The sequence below is a fragment of the Duganella fentianensis genome, assembly GCF_009857835.1.
Classification (GTDB): Bacteria; Pseudomonadota; Gammaproteobacteria; order Burkholderiales; family Burkholderiaceae_D; genus Rugamonas; species Rugamonas fentianensis.
Window position 1 is genome coordinate 1164920 of sequence record NZ_WWCL01000001.1, and the last position, 17890, is coordinate 1182809.

The 17890-nt window shown below is 61.3% G+C and carries 10 protein-coding genes; 8 read left to right on the forward strand and 2 right to left on the reverse strand.

Annotated features, from left to right (window positions below; translation table 11 throughout):
• Positions 1–60: 60 nt before the first annotated feature.
• The 5 genes from GTP23_RS05055 to GTP23_RS05075 all read left to right on the forward strand — a co-directional run bounded on the left by GTP23_RS05055 (position 61) and on the right by GTP23_RS05075 (position 8371).
• Positions 61–1353, forward strand: a complete 1293-nt coding sequence (locus tag GTP23_RS05055; protein ID WP_161034122.1) for a glycoside hydrolase family 5 protein — start codon at positions 61–63, stop codon at positions 1351–1353.
• Positions 1350–2723: a GH1 family beta-glucosidase gene (locus GTP23_RS05060; RefSeq protein ID WP_161034123.1), complete on the forward strand. Its 1374-nt coding sequence runs from the start codon at positions 1350–1352 to the stop codon at positions 2721–2723. Before GTP23_RS05055 ends, GTP23_RS05060 begins: the two co-directional genes overlap by 4 nt.
• A gap of 24 nt (positions 2724–2747) precedes the next feature.
• On the forward strand, positions 2748–5288 hold the full coding sequence (locus tag GTP23_RS05065; RefSeq protein ID WP_161034124.1) for a glycoside hydrolase family 3 protein: 2541 nt from the start codon (positions 2748–2750) through the stop codon (positions 5286–5288).
• A gap of 21 nt (positions 5289–5309) precedes the next feature.
• Positions 5310–6593 (forward strand): sugar MFS transporter, encoded by a 1284-nt coding sequence (locus GTP23_RS05070; RefSeq protein ID WP_161034125.1) that lies wholly within the window; start codon positions 5310–5312, stop codon positions 6591–6593.
• 206 nt (positions 6594–6799) lie between these two features.
• Positions 6800–8371 carry an oleate hydratase gene (locus GTP23_RS05075; RefSeq protein WP_161034126.1) on the forward strand — a complete coding sequence of 524 codons (1572 nt, stop codon included), beginning with the start codon at positions 6800–6802 and terminating at the stop codon, positions 8369–8371.
• An 89-nt stretch (positions 8372–8460) separates the two neighbouring features.
• Here GTP23_RS05075 and GTP23_RS05080 read toward each other — a convergent pair whose 3' ends face one another.
• Together GTP23_RS05080 and GTP23_RS05085 are read right to left on the reverse strand one after the other, a co-directional pair.
• Entirely contained in the window at positions 8461–8928 is a 468-nt protein-coding gene (locus tag GTP23_RS05080; protein WP_155433449.1) for a cyanophycin metabolism-associated DUF1854 family protein, read from the reverse strand.
• Positions 8929–8943: 15 nt separating this feature from the next.
• Entirely contained in the window at positions 8944–11202 is a 2259-nt protein-coding gene (locus GTP23_RS05085; RefSeq protein WP_161034127.1) for a cyanophycin metabolism-associated ABC transporter, read from the reverse strand.
• A gap of 315 nt (positions 11203–11517) precedes the next feature.
• On the opposite strand from GTP23_RS05085, the gene GTP23_RS05090 reads away from it, so the two are divergent.
• The 3 genes from GTP23_RS05090 to GTP23_RS05100 all read left to right on the forward strand — a co-directional run bounded on the left by GTP23_RS05090 (position 11518) and on the right by GTP23_RS05100 (position 17887).
• Positions 11518–13683, forward strand: a complete 2166-nt coding sequence (locus GTP23_RS05090; RefSeq protein ID WP_161034128.1) for a cyanophycin synthetase — start codon at positions 11518–11520, stop codon at positions 13681–13683.
• Positions 13684–13699: 16 nt separating this feature from the next.
• Entirely contained in the window at positions 13700–16270 is a 2571-nt protein-coding gene (cphA, locus tag GTP23_RS05095; protein WP_155433452.1) for a cyanophycin synthetase, read from the forward strand.
• A gap of 156 nt (positions 16271–16426) precedes the next feature.
• Positions 16427–17887 carry a catalase gene (locus tag GTP23_RS05100; RefSeq protein WP_161034129.1) on the forward strand — a complete coding sequence of 487 codons (1461 nt, stop codon included), beginning with the start codon at positions 16427–16429 and terminating at the stop codon, positions 17885–17887.
• Positions 17888–17890 lie beyond the last annotated feature (3 nt).

The window sequence follows — 17890 nt, forward strand, 5'->3', positions numbered from 1 at the left end:
AGGCTGGTTTGCCCTTTTTTTGCAGTGCTATTGGAAACGGTTCCAAATTTGGGAGTGGCCATGTTTACCAAGCGTTTGCTGTGCGCCGTCAGCCTGCTGGCGGCACTGCTGCCGGCGGCACCTACATGGGCCCAGCCGCTGTCCATGCTGCATACGCAGGGCGGGCGCTGGCTCGATGCCGCTGGCCAGCCGGTGGCGCTGCGCGGCATTAACTTCGGCAACTACCTGATGCAGGAATTCTGGATGATGGGGCAGGGCAGCGCCGGCATCGATGACCAGTGCAAGCTGGAGGCCGTGGTGGATCGCCGCTTCGGCTACGCCGAGCGCGAACGCCTGTACCGCCTGTTCCGCGACCACTGGATCACGGAGCGCGACTGGGATCTGCTGCCGCAACTGAAGCTCAATCTGGTGCGCCTGCCGTTCATCTACAGCGTGGTGGAAGATGAAAGGCAGCCTTACCAGTTGCGCGCGGACGCGTGGCACTATCTGGATCAGGCCATCAACGAGGCCGAGCAGCGCGGCATCTATGTGGTGCTGGATCTGCATGGCGCCGTCGGCAGCCAGGGCTGGGAACATCACAGCGGCTGCGCAGGAAAAAATCTCTACTGGAGCACACCCGAATACCAGCAGCGCACCATCTGGCTGTGGCAGCAGATCGCCGCGCGCTACAAGGACCGCGCTGCCGTAGCCGGCTACAGCATCCTTAACGAACCCTGGGGCACCACGCCGGAACATCTGGCCACCGTGATGGACACGCTGTATCAGGCCATCCGCGCGGTGGATCCCAACCACGTGATCATCCTGCCCGGCCATAACCTCGGCTTTGACGCCTACGGCAAACCGGCCGAACATGGCCAGCAAAATGTGGCCATTGAAATGCATCCCTATCCCGGCCACTTCGGCTGGGGCAAGCCGGGCTTGCAGGTACACCGCGACTGGCTGGAATGCGGCAGCGACGGCAACAGCGGCATGTGCGAGTGGCAGCGCAAGCTGGCCGAACGCGATGCGGCTTTCTTCGTGGGCGAGTTCCAGCCATGGGCCTTCATGGGGCCGGAGCTGGGCGGCCAGATCATGCGCGTCAGCTACGACACTTACACGGCACAAGGCTGGGCCGCCACGGCGTGGGCCTACAAAGTCGTCAGCAATCAGGGCGGGCAGGGCAACGGCAGCTGGGGACTGGTGACTAACGCCCGCAGCGCGAAAATTCCATCCATCGATTTCAATACGGCCACGCTGGCCGAGATCGAAAACCTGTTCCGCCAGTTTGGCAGCGTACCGTATGAAGTCATCGCCGGTGCGCAGCAATGGATGAATGCTCCCGTACCGCCCACACCGTTCAACAAGAAAAAATGAAGACACCGATATTTAAAGACCTGCCCATGGCGATCCGGCGCGCCGACTTTGCCGACGATTTCGTCTGGGGCGTCTCCACTTCGTCCTACCAGATCGAAGGCGCTGCCACGCTGGATGGCCGCGTGCCGTCGATCTGGGATACCTTCAGTGCCACGCCGGGCAAGGTGCGCGATGGCAGCACAGGTGCGGTGGCCTGCGATCATTATCATCGCTGGGAGCAGGATCTGGATCTGGCGCAGTCCATGGGCCTGACGGCCTACCGCTTTTCGATTGCATGGCCGCGTATTTTCAACGGCCGCGATGCCACGCCCAACGCCAAGGGGCTGGAGTTCTATTCGAAGCTGGTGGATGGCATGCTGGCGCGTGGCCTGCAGCCGTGGTGCACGCTGTACCACTGGGATCTGCCGCAGACGCTGCAGGATCAGGGCGGCTGGGCCAGCCGCGCCACGATAGACGCATTCCTGCAGTATGTGGATGTGGTGACGCGCCATCTGGGCAACCGTGTGCGCCACTGGATTACCCACAACGAACCGTGGTGCACCGCCATGCACGGCAACTGGGACGGCATGCATGCGCCGGGCCACCGCAGCCTGCCGCTGGCCCTGCAGGTGTGCCATCACGTGATGGTGTCGCATGGCCGCGCCGTGGCGCTGATCCGCGCCAACGTGCCGGATGCGCAGGTGGGCATTGCTCTGAGCCTGCACCCGGTCCATGCTGCCAGCAGCAGCGCGGAAGATCAGGCTGCCGTGCAGCGCCACGACGGGCTGCGCAACCGCTGGTTCCTCGATCCCCTGTATGGCCGTGGCTATCCGGCGCAGGTGCTGGAACTGGTGGGGGACGATGCGCCGCACATCGAGGCGGGCGACATGGAAGCCATTGCCGCGCCGCTGGATTTCCTCGGCGTGAACTACTACTTCCCCGAAGTGGTACGCGATGCGCCGGAACAGTATCCGCTGCGCAGCGCCATCGTCCATCCGCAAGGGCGCGAACGTACGGCCTTCGGCTGGGAAGTGGCGCCGCAAGGCATGGTGGAGCTGCTGGCGCGCATAGCGCGCGACTATCCTGCAGGCCCGCTCTACATCACGGAAAACGGTTCGACCTATGAAGACCGGGTCGAAGCCGACGGCAGCATCAACGACCTGCAGCGGCGCGATTATCTGATCCGCCATCTGGCGGCCATGCGTACTGCCATTGCATCAGGTGCTAATATCCGCGGCTATTTTGCATGGAGCCTGCTGGATAATTTTGAATGGGCAGAAGGCTATCTGCGGCGCTTCGGCCTGACCTATATCGACTACGCCACGCAAGAGCGCACGCTCAAGCATAGCGGCCACTGGTACAGCGCTTTTCTGCACGGCGCGCACAACTAAATCACACAAGGGGACAGCAAAACCATGAAGACCACTCCACACAACTACCTGATGCGCCGCGCCGTACTGGCCGCCACGCTGGCTTTGAGCGCCGGCGCTGTTACCGCTACCGTGACTGCGGCACAGAGTGCGCCGCTCAAGGACTGGCCGCACATCACCAGCGCCGTCAAGCAGGACAAGGCGATGGAAGCACGCATTGCGCAGATCGTGGCCGGCATGACGCTGGCGCAGAAAGTGGGCCAGATCACCCAGCCGGAAATCAAGTTCATCACGCCCGAGCAGGTGCGCGAGTACTACATCGGCTCCGTGCTGAATGGTGGCGGCAGCTGGCCGCAAGGGAACAAGTATGCGACAGCAGCGGACTGGGTGAAGCTGGCCGACGCCTACTACGACGCTTCCATGAGCACCGATATGAAGGTGCAGGTACCCGTGATCTGGGGCATAGACGCGATGCACGGCAATAGCAATATGTATGGCGCCACGCTGTTCCCGCACAACATAGGCCTCGGCGCTGCGCGCGATAAAAAGCTGGTCGGCGAAATGGCGCAGGCTGTGGCCAAAGCCGTGCGCGCCACCGGTATCGACTGGGTGTTTGCGCCGACGCTGGCCGTGGTGCGTGATGATCGCTGGGGCCGTACCTACGAAAGCTTCTCGGAAGATCCGGCCATCGTCAAAGACTATGCAGCAGCCTATGTGCAGGGTCTGCAGGGCGATCTGAAAGCCGACAACACGGTGGTGGCCACGGCCAAACACTTCGTGGGCGACGGTGGTACGGCAGAAGGCAAGGACCGCGGCGTCAACCGTTCCAGCAAGGCGGACATGATCAACATCCATGCACAGGGCTACTACCCGGCACTGCAGGCCGGCGTGCAGACGGTGATGGCCTCCTTCAATAGCTGGAACGATGTGGATGGCGGGGTTGATTACGGCAAGATGCACGGCAGTAAAGCCCTGCTGACGGATGCGCTGAAAACCAAAATGGGCTTTGATGGTCTGATCGTCAGCGACTGGAATGCCATCGATGAAGTGCCGGGCTGCACGGTCGACAGCTGCCCCGCTTCGATCAATGCCGGTGTCGATATGGTGATGGTGCCCGAGCACTGGAAAACCTTTATCGCCAATACCATCGCACAGGTGGAGAAGGGCCAGATTCCCATGTCGCGCATCGATGATGCCGTGACCCGCATCCTGCGCGTGAAGCTGCGCGCCGGTCTGTTCGATGGCAAGAAGCCTTCGCAGAATGCCTATGCCGGCAAGCAGGAAGCGCTGCAGGCGCGCGCGCTGGCCCGTCAGGCCGTGCGCGAATCGCTGGTGCTGCTGAAGAATAACGGCGGCGTGCTGCCGCTGGCGCGCGGCAAGAAGGTGCTGGTAGTGGGCAAGAGCGCCGACAATCTGGCCAACCAGTCGGGTGGCTGGTCGCTGACGTGGCAGGGTACGGACAACAAGAACTCCGACTATCCGATCAGCGACAGCATCCTCGCCGGCATACAGGATGCTGTGGGCAAGGCGAATGTCACCTTTAGCGAAAACGCGGCCGGTGTCGATGTGGCGCAGTTCGATGCCGTGATTGCCGTGATCGGCGAGACGCCGTATGCGGAAGGTGATGGCGATATCGGCCCGTCCGGTACGCTGCGCCTGTCCGGCCGCCATCCGGAAGATCTGGCTGTGCTGCAGGCTGTCGCAGGCAAGGGCAAGCCGGTGGTAACGGTGCTGATGTCGGGCCGTCCAATGTATGTGAACGACCTGCTGAATCTGTCGGACAGCTTTGTGGCCGCATGGCTGCCCGGCACCGAAGGCAAGGGCGTGGCCGATGTGCTGTTCCGCAAAGCTGATGGCAGGGTCAATACTGACTTCCGCGGCAAGCTGTCGTTCTCGTGGCCGAAATCGGCCTGCCAGTCGCCTCTCAACGTGGGCGATGCCAAGTACGATCCGCTGTTCAAATTCGGCTATGGTCTGAACTACCACAGCAAGGCCAGCGTACCCCAGCTCGATACCAGCTATCCGGCTGGCGGTTGCGGCAAGACCACGGCCATGCCTATCTACGCACCGGCCGACCGTTCTACCTATGCGCTGTATGTGAGCAGCGCAGGCCAGCGCGTGGCGCTCGGTGCAGACCTGAACGCTGTGTTCAAGCTGCCGACCGTGAAAGTGGAAACTGCACAGGTAAATACCCAGCAGGATGCCAAGCGCCTGACCTGGAGCGGCCCCGCCAAACTGGAAGCGCAGGCTGCCAAAGCCGCGCCGCTGCCAGTGTACGCCAGTCAGGATGCCGCGCTGCAGTTCGATGTGATCGTGGCCGTTGCGCCGCAAGGCAAGGTGGCGGTGGGTGTGGATGGCACCGAGCTCGATGCCAGCGCCATCTTCCAGCGTCTGGCCGGCAAGGAAAAGCAGACGGTGAAAATGCCGCTGGCCTGCTTCAGCGCCCGTGGTGCGGCATTGTCGGCCATTAGCGTGCCGTTCAGCGTGGCCGCTGATGCTACCTTCAGCGCCAGCTTCGCCAATGTGCAGATCGTCGGCGGCGCTGCCAAAGATGCCGATGCGCTCAAGTGCAGCGACTTCAAATAAACAGACGGAGACTACAGAATCATGGAACACCATTCCTCTAGCATGCCGCTACGCGGCGAGATGGCGCAGGGAGCCAGCAATACCGGCCCGCTCGTCATCGTCACCATCCTGTTCTTCATGTGGGGCCTGCTCACGTCGCTCAACGACGTGCTGATCCCGCACCTGAAAGCCGTCTACACGCTGAGCTATGTGCAGGCCATGCTGGTGCAGTTCTGCTTCTTCGGCGCCTACTTCATCGTCTCCATACCGGCCGGTATGCTGATCAAGAAGATAGGCTATCAGCATGGGGCGGTAGCGGGGCTGACCATTGCCGCTGCCGGTTGCGCGCTGTTCTATCCGGCCGCCACCAGCGGCTACACGCTGTTCCTGATTGCCTTCTTCGTGCTGGCCGGTGGCATCACCATCCTGCAGGTGGCGGCCAATCCTTATGTGACGGTACTGGGTGACCCGCAGACGGCGTCGAGCCGTTTGACGTTAACGCAGGCCTTCAACTCGCTGGGCACTACCGTGGCGCCTACGCTGGGTGGCATGCTGATACTGGCGGGCGGCGTACTGAGTGCGGAAGATCTGGCCAAACAGAGCAGCGAGCAGCTGGCGGCCTACCATGCGTCGCAGGCTGCTGCCGTACAGGGGCCGTATCTGGCGCTGGCGGCTGCCTTGCTGCTGCTGGCCGTGCTGTTTGCCATGGCCCGTCTGCCCAAGATTGTCGATGGCGAACAGGCCAGCACGGGCGGCTGGTCGCAAGTGCTGCAGCAGCGCCATCTGGTGCTGGGCGCGCTCGCCATCTTCCTCTACGTGGGCGGTGAAGTCAGCATCGGCAGCTTCCTGATCAACTTCCTCGGCGATGCCAAGGTGGCGGGCCTGTCCGCCGCCGATGCTGCGCCTTTCGTCAGCTACTACTGGGGTGGCGCCATGGTGGGCCGCTTCATCGGCTTTGCCGCCATGCGCTACATCAGCCCCGGCAAGGCGCTGGCCTTCAATGCAGCGGCGGTGATTGCGCTGGTCCTGCTGGGCATATTCGGCAGCGGCCATGTGGCCATGTGGGCCATGCTGGCCGTGGGCCTGTTCAACTCCATCATGTTCCCGACCATTTTCTCGATGGCGCTGAACAAACTGGGCCCGCTGACGGGGCAGGGTTCCGGCCTGCTGTGCATGGCCATCGTCGGCGGCGCGCTGGTGCCGTTTGCACAGGGCCTGCTGGCCGACAGCATCAGCCTGCAAACCTCCTTCTTTGTACCGGCAGCCTGCTACACCTTCATCCTGTATTTCGGTCTGAAGTACGCGAATATGTACACGGAAGAGTAACAAGGGCTTTGGTATGGCCCGAACGGGGGGAGGTGCGCGCAAGCGGCCTGCCCCCGTTTTCTTTTTGCGACGCCTTCTATTGTTTTGATTTTTTGATCTGGCGCATGGAAACCGTGCTTTAGAGTGCGGCCTCCCATTTTTGTCTTGTGCAGCGCACTATCATGGCACTCTATTCCATGAATTTCTATGTAAAAGAGGGCAGTGACATGAGTGATTCCATCAAAGCATATCTGGTCGGTGGCGGTATCGGTAACCTCGCCGCAGCAGCCTTTATGATCCGCGACGCCGGTGTGGCGGGCAGCGATATCACCATATTCGAAGCCTCGCCATTATCGGGCGGCAGTCTGGATGGCGGCGGCAATGCGGAAACCGGCTACACCCTGCGCGGCGGCCGCATGCTCACCACCGATAACTACGAATGCACCTGGGATCTGTTCAAGAGCATCCCTTCGCTGGAGCACGTGGGCAAGACCGTGTACGACGAAACCATCGCTTTCAACGAGATGCACAAATCGCACTCGAAAGCGCGACTGGTGGATCGCAACCGCTTCCGCCTGAATGTGTCGTCGATGGGATTCAATATGCACGAACGCGCCGAGCTGATGGCGCTGGCCGAAGCGGACGAAGAAAAGCTGGGCAATACTGCGATTACGGACTGGCTCTCGCCGGAATTTTTCGATACCAAATTCTGGTATATGTGGGCCACTACTTTCGCTTTCCAGCCATGGCATAGCGCGGTGGAATTCAAGCGCTATCTGCATCGCTTCATGATGGAGTTCTCGCGCATCGAAACGCTGGCCGGTGTGAAACGCACGGTGTACAACCAGTACGATTCGCTGGTGCGTCCGCTGCAGCACTGGCTGCAGGAGCAGGGCGTACGCGTGGTCCACAACTGCAAGGTGGAAGACATCGAACTGGATGAAGATGGCGGCAATACCATCGTCGAGCGTCTGCGCTGCAGCCGTGATGGTGTGGCTGAAACCATCGAAGTGCGCCCGCAGGATCTGGTGTTCTTCCAGAACGGTTCGATGACGGACGCATCGAGCTTCGGCAACATGCACAGCGCTCCGCCGAAATTCGATAAGCGCGACAGTCAGGGCTGGGCGCTGTGGGAGAAGCTGGCAGTGGATCGTCCCCAGTTCGGCAACCCTGCTGCGTTCAATACCAGCATTCCCGAATCGTGGTGGGAGTCGTTCACCGTGACGCTGAAAGACCCGGCCTTCTTCGACAAGATGGAGCAGTTCACCGGCAACACCGATGGCACGGGCGGGCTGGTCACGTTCAAGGATTCCAACTGGCTGATGTCGGTTGTACTGGCGCACCAGCCGCACTTTGCCGGCCAGCCGGAAGGCGTGCAGGTATTCTGGGGCTATGCCCTGCATCCTGATCGCGTCGGCAACTTCGTCGCCAAGCCTATGGCCGATTGCACAGGCGAAGAAATCCTGCGCGAGCTGTGCGGCCACCTGAACTTCGATATGCAGATCATGGAAAAGGCTAACTGCATCCCTTGCCGTATGCCTTACATCACCAGCATGTTCATGCCGCGCTTCAAGAGCGACCGTCCGCTGCCCGTGCCGACCAACTCGCGCAATCTGGCCTTCGTCAGCCAGTTTGTCGAGATACCGGAAGATGTGGTGTTCACGGTGGAGTACTCGGTGCGTGCGGCGCAGATGGCCGTGTATGAACTGCTGAACGTGAAACGCACCGTGCCGCCAGTGAGCCACTACGACAAGTCGCTGAAAGTGAAACTGGAAACGCTGGTCAAAGCCTTCCGCTAGATCTGCGCGCATAAAAAAAACGGGGTCAGACAGGACAAGCGGGCATTGCGCCCCGTGTACTGCCTGACCCCGTTGCTATTTGTGGCGGCCTACAGGAAGCGGTCGAGGATTTTCTTGCTGTGCTTATCCAGCTCGCGCAGATCGCGCACGAGGAAGTGGATGCCGTGTATGTCCGAGATCAAGAGCGTATCCACGGTCAGGCGGCGGATATCTTCTTCGCCGCGCAGCACGAACTCCGTTTCGCCGCGATCCGTCGTCACCGTCCACGTGCACGGCGTGGCATAGCTGGTAACGTTGTGGATGCGGCTGATCTCCGGCATGAACTCGCGGCCGGCCAGTTCTTCGCGCACCAGTGCGCCCGCCTGTGCATCGAGGTCTTCGATGCGGTCTATCCAGCCCACTTCCTTGCCGTCCGTATTGACCAGCGAGATGCCATCTTCCGGCGCCTGCACCGGAAAGGCGCGCACGGGCGCTACGCCTTCATGCACATCGCCTTCCGGCGTGGTCAGTATCAGCTTGCCGTAGGCGTTGCGCGTCAGTTTGAATTGTGTCGTCATGAGTCGGTTCTCTGCTTATTCTTCGGCCAGGGTGGCGGCGTTGCGTGCCTGCGCCTGATACAGGCGGTAGTAGGCGCCTTCCAGTGCCATCAGCTCGTCGTGCGGGCCTTCCTCCACCACTTCGCCGCGATCGAGCACGATCAGGCGGTCGGCCTTCTGCAGCGTGGACAGGCGGTGCGCAATCGCGATGGTGGTGCGGCCCTGTACCAGATTCTCCAGCGCGCGCTGGATTTCTTTTTCCGTTTCCGAGTCTACCGATGCCGTTGCTTCGTCGAGGATCAGAATCTTCGGATCGATCAGCAGGGCGCGGGCAATCGAGATACGCTGGCGCTCACCGCCGGACAGGCCCTGACCACGTTCGCCCACCATCGAGTCATAGCCCTGCGGCAGACGCAGAATGAATTCGTGCGCATGCGCGGCGCGCGCTGCGGCGATGATCTCGGCACGGGTGGCGTCCGGTTTGCCATAGGCCAGATTCTCGGCAATGGTGCCGAAGAACAGGAAGGGCTCCTGCAGCACCAGGCCGATGTTGCGGCGGTAGTCCGACACGGCGAACGAGCGGATGTCTACACCATCGAGCATGATGGCGCCTTCGGCCACATCGTAGAAGCGGCAGATCAGGTTGACCAGCGTGGATTTGCCGGAACCGGAGTGACCCACCAGACCGACCATTTCGCCCGCCTTGATGTTCAGATTGATGCTGCGGTTGACGGCGCGGTTACCGTAGCGGAAGCCCACTTCACGCAGGGTGATATTGCCTTCTACCTTGGCCAGCTTGACCGGACTGGCCGGTTCCGGCACCGAGGATACGTGGTCGAGAATGTCGAAGATACGCTTGGCCGCCGAAGCCGATTTCTGCGTGACGGAGACGATGCGGCTCATCGAGTCGAGACGGCCATAGAAGCGGCTCGAATACGAAATGAACAGGCTCAGTACACCGACAGTGATATGGCCTTTGGACACCTGATAGATGCCGAACACCCAGATCACCAGCAGGCCGATCTCGGTCAGGAAGGAGACGGTAGGCGAGAACAGCGACCAGATCTTGTTGAGCTTATCGTTGACGGCCAGATTGTGCTTGTTGGCAGTGCGGAAGCGGTTGGCTTCGCGGTCTTCCTGTGCAAAGGCTTTCACCACGCGGATGCCGGGGATGGTATCGGCCAGCACGTTGGTGACTTCGCCCCACACGCGGTCGATTTTCTCGAAGCCTGTGCGCAGACGGTCACGCACCACATGGATGATCCACGCAATGAAGGGCAGCGGCAGCAGCGTAATTGCGGCCATCCACGGATCGATGGTGAACAGGATCACGCCCGTCATGATGATCATCAGGCAGTCGGAAGCGAAGTCCAGCAGGTGCAGGGACAGGAACACGCAGATACGGTCACTCTCGCTGCCGATGCGCGACATCAGATCGCCCGTACGTTTGCCGCCGAAGTATTCCAGCGACAGCTTGAGCAGGTGTTCGTAAGTGGTGGTGCGCAGGTCAGCGCCTATGCGCTCCGACACCAGTGCCAGCACATAGGTTTTACCCCAGCCCAGTATCCACGCGAGGATGGCCGAACCGAGCAGGCCGCTCATGTACAGCGTGACCAGATTGGTATCGACGGGCTGGCCGTTCTGGTAAGGGATCAGCACATTGTCCATCAGCGGACGGGTGAGGTAGGGCGGAATCATGTGCGCGCTGGTACTGAGCAGCATCAGCGTGAAGCCCAGTGCCAGTTGCCAGCGATACGGGCTGGCGAAACGCCACAGGCGGAACAGCGTCCACGTCGATGGCGGTGTGTACACCACCTTGGTGCAGATCGGGCATTCTTCCTGTTCCGGCTCGAGCGGCGCCTTGCAGCTAGGGCAGACGTTGGCCTCTTCGCGCACCACTGGCAGGCCGGTGGCGTGGCTATCGAGGTGGGCTTCGAACTGTTCGACCAGACGGATGGCTTGCAGGTTCTGGCCCAGCGTGAAGCGCCATGCACCGAGGCGGCCGGCTTCGTTGAACAGTTCGATGTGGCCGACGCCCGCATGGTCGTGATGCTGCAGGCGCAGCGCTTTAGTGAAATGCCAATGTTGCCATTTCTCTTCCCCCGGTGCGCGCGCCAGCAAGCGCTGCTCGGTGAGTACCAGCACACCTTTCGCGAAACGAAGTTGCGCATCCAGGTCAACCTCCAGGGCACTTACAACGTTTTCCCCTTTGGAAAGTTGTGCCTGTATCTCGGAACGCCAGCGCTCGGGCAGTTCGCTAGCGCTAGCGGCGGAGGAAAGTTGTTCAGTTGTCATTGTGCAGCGTACTCCGGATGGGAAAAGGGCGGGCCTGGGCAAAATATTCACTCTGCCAGCAAGCAGTTGCGGCTGATATAAGTGCGTATTTACGGTATTCTGTCACTTGTAACAGTTTTGACGGAAAACAAGGAAATACCGGTGTTTTGTGCTGGCGGCAAGTATAACGCACAGACATAAACGCCGGAACAGCTTGATGAACTTGATCGAAGCCACAGGTACAACCAAATGCTATTTGGCAGCAAGCAGTAGTTCAGGGGTTAAAATACGGCGCGGGTAGGCCACGGCTGATAACAAAGACACAAGAATAGAAACATGATCAAGAAGAAAGACATCGACATTCTGCGCGTGACGTATCTGCGCGGACCGAATATCTGGACCTATCGCCCGGTGATTGAAGCCTGGCTCGATATCGGTGAACTGGAAAACTTCCCCTCGAATCTGCTCCCCGGTCTGTATGAGCGCCTGACGGCGATCCTGCCGGGTCTGATCGTGCACCGTTGCGGTGTGGGCGAGCATGGCGGTTTCCTCGAGCGTCTGCGTGACGGCACGTATGCTGGCCACATCCTCGAGCACGTGGTGCTGGAGCTGCAGAATCTGGCCGGCATGAAAACCGGCTTCGGCAAAACCCGCCAGATCGGTGAAGATACGGGCCTGTACAAGATGGCTTTCCGCACCCGTCAGGAACGTGTGGGCCGCGCCGCGCTGGCCGCTGGCCGCGACCTGCTGATGGCGATGATCGAAGACCGTCCGTACGACGTCGATGCCACCGTGGCCGAGCTGACCGATATGGTCGAGCGTCTGTGCCTGGGCCCGAGCACGGGCAATATCGTCGATGCTGCCGGTGTGCGCAAGATTCCGTTCATCCGTCTGACCGACGGCAATCTGGTACAGCTGGGCCATGGCGCACGTCAGCGCCGCATCTGGACTGCTGAAACGGAAGACACCAGCGCGATTGCCGAAGGCATTGCCAGCGACAAGGACCTGACCAAGTCGCTGCTGTCCTCGTGCGGCGTGCCCGTACCGGAAGGCGAACTGGTCACCAATCGCGAAGCGGCCGCCGAAGCGGCCAAGGACATCGGCATGCCGGTGGCAGTGAAGCCCTACGATGGCAATCATGGCCGTGGCGTTTCGCTCAACCTGAACACGCCGGAAGAAGTGGCTGCTGCCTACGATGTGGCAGCGCTGCGCGGCGGTAGCAAGAACGTCATCGTCGAGCGCTTCATTCCCGGCGACGAACATCGCCTGCTGGTGGTGGGCAAACGCATGGTGGCGGCAGCCGCCGGCGAATCGCTGTGGGTGACGGGCGATGGCAAATCGAATATCGTCGAACTGTGCAACCTGCAGATCAACATCGATCCGCGCCGTGGCGAAACGGAAGACCACCCGCTGGGACTGGTCACGCCGGAAAAGAGCCCGGAAATCCTGCTGGAACTGGAACGCCAGAATCTGACCGTGCAATCGGTACCGGCGGCCGGCTTCAAAGTGCTGATCCAGCCTAACGGCAATGTGGCGATCGACGTGACCGACAAAGTGCACCCGCAAGTGGCGGCCATGGCCGCGCTGGCCGCTCGTGTAGTCGGCCTTGATATCGCCGGCATCGATCTGGTGGCCAGCGACATCACCCGTCCGCTGGAAGAGCAGGGCGGCGCGATTATCGAAGTCAATGCCAGCCCGGGCCTGCTGGCCCACCTCAAGCCTGCCGTGGGCGAACCGCGCAATGTGGGCGAAGCCATCGTCGATCACCTGTTTGCACCGGAACTTGATGGCCGTATGCCTATCGTCGGCATCGCCGGCAAGCACGGCACCACCATGACGGCGCGCATCGTCGCGTGGCTGCTGCAGATCAGCGGCAAGAAGACGGGCCTGAGCTGTGCCGATGGCCTGTTCGTCAACGGCCGCTTGCTGCCGCGTGATGGTCTGACGGACTGGGAAACGGGCGAGCGCATGCTGCTCAACAAGAGCGTGGAAGCGGGCGTGTTCGAAGCCAGCGCCCGCATGATCCTGAGCGAAGGTCTGGCCTACGACAAGTGCGCCGTGGGTGTGGTGACCGACGTTAGCGATTTTGAAGATGTCGGCGATTTCTATATCGATAGCGCCGACAAGCTGTACAACGTGCTGCGCACGCAGGTCGATGTGATCCTGCCTAGCGGCGCTGCGGTGCTGAATGCCGCCGACGAACAGGTGGTCGAAATGGCCGAACTGTGCGACGGTGCAGTGATTTTCTACGGCGTGGACGAGCATCTGGCCGCCATCGCTGCCCATCGTCAGGAAGCTGGCCGCGTGGTGTTCCAGCGTGCCGACCGCATCGTGCTGGGCGAGGGCAGTGTGGACGTGGCAACGCTGCCGCTGTCGCCGCTGGTACCGCCGGAAGCCGTGCTGGCCGCGATTGCTGCCGCATGGGCGCTGGGCCTGACGCCGGATCTGATCGGCGCCGGTCTGCGCACCTTCGAGGCGACCCCGAAAAAAACACATCACTGAGAGAACACACAGATTTATGGAAGTCATCCGTACCCGCGCCCTTCGCGGCCCGAATCTCTGGAGCCACCACACTGCGGTGGAGGTTATTGTTTCGTGCCCGCCTGAAGAGCGTTCGATTGCCGGCATTCCCGGTTTCGAACAGCGCCTGCATGCGCGCTTCCCTGCCATCGGTGCACTGCAGCCGACCGGCCATTCCGGCGATGTGCCCATGGCGCGCGTGCTGGAAGTGGCGGCCCTGAGCCTGCAGGCGCAGGCTGGCTGCCCTGTCACCTTCAGCCGTACCACGGCCACGCTGGAAGACGGCATCTACCAGACCGTGGTGGAGTACAGCGAAGAAGCGGTAGGCCGTCTGGCCATGACGCTGGCGGAAAACCTGATCAATGCCGCACTGGCCGATACGCCCTTCGATCTGAAAGGCGCACTGGCCGAACTGGCCGAACTTGATGAAGACGTGCGTCTGGGCCCGAGCACGGGCGCGATTGTCAGCGCTGCAGTGGCACGCGACATTCCGTTCCGCCGTCTGACCGAAGGCAGCATGGTGATGTTTGGCTGGGGCTCGCGCCAGCGCCGCATACAGGCCGCCGAAACGGACACCACCAGCGCGATCGGCGAAGCGATTGCGCAGGACAAGGAACTCACCAAGAAGCTGCTGCATGCAGCCGGCGTGCCGGTGCCTATCGGCCGCACGGCGGAAGATGCGGAAGACGCCTGGGCGGCAGCGCTGGAAATCGGCCTGCCGGTGGTGGTGAAACCGAAGGACGGCAATCAGGGCAAGGGTGTCACGGTCAACGTGATGACCAAGGAGCATCTGGAAAAAGCCTTCCACACGGCGCGCGAATTCCGCGACGACATCATGGTCGAGCGTTATCTGCCGGGCCACGATTTCCGTCTGCTGGTGATCGGTAACAAGCTGGTGGCAGCGGCCCGCCGCGATCCGCCGCAAGTGGTGGGCGATGGCGTGCACACGGTGCGCGAACTGGTCAACATCGTCAATGCCGATCCGCGTCGCGGTAGCGGTCACTCGACTTCGCTGACCAAGATCCGTTTCGACGATATCGCACTGGCCCGTCTGGCGCTGCAGGATCTGGAAGCGGATTCGGTACCGGCCAAAGGCCAGCGCGTGATTCTGCGTAACAATGCCAACCTGTCCACCGGTGGCAGCGCCACCGATGTGACGGACGATGTGCATCCGGAAGTGGCCGCCCGCGCGGTGGAAGCAGCGCAGATGATCGGTCTGGATATCTGCGGCGTGGACGTAGTATGCGAGAGCGTGCTGCAACCGATCGAAAACCAGCGCGGCGGCGTGGTGGAAGTGAATGCCGCGCCGGGTCTGCGTATGCACATTGCGCCTTCGTTCGGCAAAGGCCGTGCGGTTGGCGAAGCCATCGTCAACACCATGTTTGCACCGGGCGACAATGGTCGTATTCCCGTGGTAGCCGTCACCGGCACCAACGGCAAGACCACCACCGTGCGTCTGATTGCCCACCTGCTGACCGCTAGCGGTTTGCGTACCGGTATGACCAATACGGACGGCGTGTACATCGAAGGCCGCCAGACCGATAGCGGCGATTGCAGCGGTCCGCGCAGCGCCCGTAACGTGCTGCTGCACCCAGATGTGGATGCGGCCGTGTTCGAAACGGCACGCGGCGGTGTGCTGCGTGAAGGTCTGGCCTACGACCGTTGTCAGGTGGCGGTGGTCACCAACATCGGTAGTGGCGACCATCTCGGCTTGAACTACATCACCACGGTGGAAGATCTGGCTGTGCTCAAACGCGTGATCGTCCAGAATGTGGGCGAGAGCGGTTACGCTGTACTCAACGCCATTGATCCTATCGTGGCGGGCATGGCGGCTAACTGCCGTGGCAAGGTGATCTTCTTCGGCGCCGAGCGCGGCCATCCTGTGATCGCCACCCATCTGGCACAGGGCAGCCGTACCGTGTACGTGGACGATGGCCATATCGTGGCAGCAGAAGGCCAGCAGCAGCACCGCATTGCGCTGAGCGACGTGCCGATTACCCGCAACGGTACCATCGGCTTCCAGGTCGAGAACGTGATGGCATCGGTGGCGGCAGCATGGGGCGTGGGCATTAGCTGGGATGCGATCCGTCTGGGTCTGAAAACCTTCGCCAACGATTCCCATAATGCGCCGGGCCGCTTCAATGTGTTCGACTACAAGGGCGCGACGCTGATCGCGGACTATGGCCACAATCCGGATGCGATTCTGGCGCTGGTGCAGGCGGTGGAAACCATGCCGGCCAAACGCCGTGGTGTGGTGATTTCGGGCGCGGGCGACCGTCGTGACGAAGATATCCGCCAGCAGACCGAGATTCTCGGCCGTGCTTTCGACGATGTGATTCTGTACGAAGACGCCTGCCAGCGTGGCCGTGGTGATGGTGAAGTGGTAGCGCTGCTGCGCTCGGGCCTGAACAACGCACCGCGTACCAGCCATATTCAGGAAATCTTCGGCGAGTTCCTCGCCATCGATACGGCACTGGCGCGTCTGCAGCCGGGTGACCTGTGCCTGATACTGGTGGATCAGGTGGAGGCCGCACTGGCCCACATCGCCAAGCGCATCAAAGAAGCTTAAACCGCTACCGTGCGCAGACAAGGGCAGCCTGAGGCTGCCCTTTTTTCATTTGTAATCATTGTTATTGACTATTGAACTGATAAATATAATTGGTTTTTATAATAGATCAGCCTTGTTTAAAATGATTTCACTATCAAACAACAAGGAGTAATAGAAATGATTAATACCGCCATCACCACCGCTTCCGGTATCCCTGTTGCCGATAACCAGAATTCTTTGACTGCCGGCCCACGTGGCCCGGTACTGCTGCAGGACTTCCACCTGATCGAAAAGCTCCAGCATTTCAACCGCGAGCGCATCCCTGAGCGCGTGGTGCACGCCAAAGGTTCGGGTGCTTACGGCACGTTCACCGTGACGCACGATATCCGCCGCTACACCAAGGCCGAGCTGTTCTCCGCGATCGGCCAGAAGACCGATGTGTTTGTGCGCTTCTCCACTGTAGGCGGTGAGCGCGGCAGCGCCGATACCGAGCGCGATCCGCGCGGCTTCGCAGTGCGCTTCTACACGGCGCAGGGCAACTGGGATCTGGTCGGTAACAACACGCCTATGTTCTTCATTAAGGACGGCATCAAGTTCCCCGACTTCGTGCATACCCAGAAGCGCTGCCCGCAGACCAATCTGAAGTCGCCTACCATGATGTTCGACTTCTGGAGCAAGGCGCCGGAAAGCCTGCATCAGGTCACCATGCTGTTCTCCGATCGCGGCACACCCGATGGCTACCGCCACATGGACGGATTCGGCAGCCACACTTTCAGCCTGATTAACGATGCGGGCGAGCGCGTGTACGTGAAGTGGCACCTGAAGAGCCGTCAGGGCATCAGGAATCTGTCGGCGGCCGAAGCCACGCGCATCGCCGGTACGGATCCCGATTACGCCCAGCGCGATCTGTTCGGTGCCATAGCAGCCGGTAACTTCCCGCAGTGGGACGTGAAGCTGCAGGTAGCAACGGCGGCCGAACTGGCAGCATGGGAACAGCGCACGGGCTGGAATCCGTTTGATCTGACCAAGGTGTGGCCGCACAAGGACTTCCCGCTGATTCCCGTGGGCGTGATGGAGCTGAACCGCAATCCGCTCAACTACCACGCGGAAGTGGAACAGGCCGCGCTGTCGCCAGCGAACATTGTGCCCGGCATGGGCTACTCGCCGGACAAGATGCTGCAGGCACGTCTGTTCGCCTACCACGATGCGCAACTGTACCGCGTGGGCACCAATCACCAGCACCTGCCGGTGAATGCGCCGCGCTGCCCGTTCCATAACCAGCAGCGCGATGGTGCGATGGCGATCCACAATGGCGGCGCAGCGCAGAACTACGACACGGTGGCAGCGGCAGGCAGTGCGCCGCAGGGCATGGGCCACGGCGAGCCTGCGCTGGAACTGACGGGAGCAGCAGGGCGCTACGATGGGCGCGGGCAGGAAGACGATTACACCCAGGCCGGTAATCTGTTCCGTCTGATGTCGCCGCAGGCGCAGCAGAACCTGTTCGATAATCTGGCTGGCCCACTGAGTCAGGTCAGCAGCGAAATTATCGCGCGCCAGCTGGCCCAGTTCGATCAGGCCGATCCAGCCTACGGTGCCGGCGTGCGCGCCGCGCTCAAGGCGCGCGGCGTGGTGCTGTAACGG

Excerpts from the sequence above, each read along its gene's own strand:
- cphA (WP_155433452.1), top strand. The coding sequence starts at position 13,700 with ATGGAAGTCATCCGTACCCGCGCCCTTCGCGGCCCGAATCTCTGGAGC.
- GTP23_RS05100 (WP_161034129.1), top strand. The coding sequence starts at position 16,427 with ATGATTAATACCGCCATCACCACCGCTTCCGGTATCCCTGTTGCCGAT.
- GTP23_RS05090 (WP_161034128.1), top strand. The coding sequence starts at position 11,518 with ATGATCAAGAAGAAAGACATCGACATTCTGCGCGTGACGTATCTGCGC.
- GTP23_RS05070 (WP_161034125.1), top strand. The coding sequence starts at position 5,310 with ATGGAACACCATTCCTCTAGCATGCCGCTACGCGGCGAGATGGCGCAG.
- GTP23_RS05075 (WP_161034126.1), top strand. The coding sequence starts at position 6,800 with ATGAGTGATTCCATCAAAGCATATCTGGTCGGTGGCGGTATCGGTAAC.
- GTP23_RS05055 (WP_161034122.1), top strand. The coding sequence starts at position 61 with ATGTTTACCAAGCGTTTGCTGTGCGCCGTCAGCCTGCTGGCGGCACTG.
- GTP23_RS05060 (WP_161034123.1), top strand. The coding sequence starts at position 1,350 with ATGAAGACACCGATATTTAAAGACCTGCCCATGGCGATCCGGCGCGCC.
- GTP23_RS05065 (WP_161034124.1), top strand. The coding sequence starts at position 2,748 with ATGAAGACCACTCCACACAACTACCTGATGCGCCGCGCCGTACTGGCC.
- GTP23_RS05080 (WP_155433449.1), bottom strand. The coding sequence starts at position 8,928 with ATGACGACACAATTCAAACTGACGCGCAACGCCTACGGCAAGCTGATA.
- GTP23_RS05085 (WP_161034127.1), bottom strand. The coding sequence starts at position 11,202 with ATGACAACTGAACAACTTTCCTCCGCCGCTAGCGCTAGCGAACTGCCC.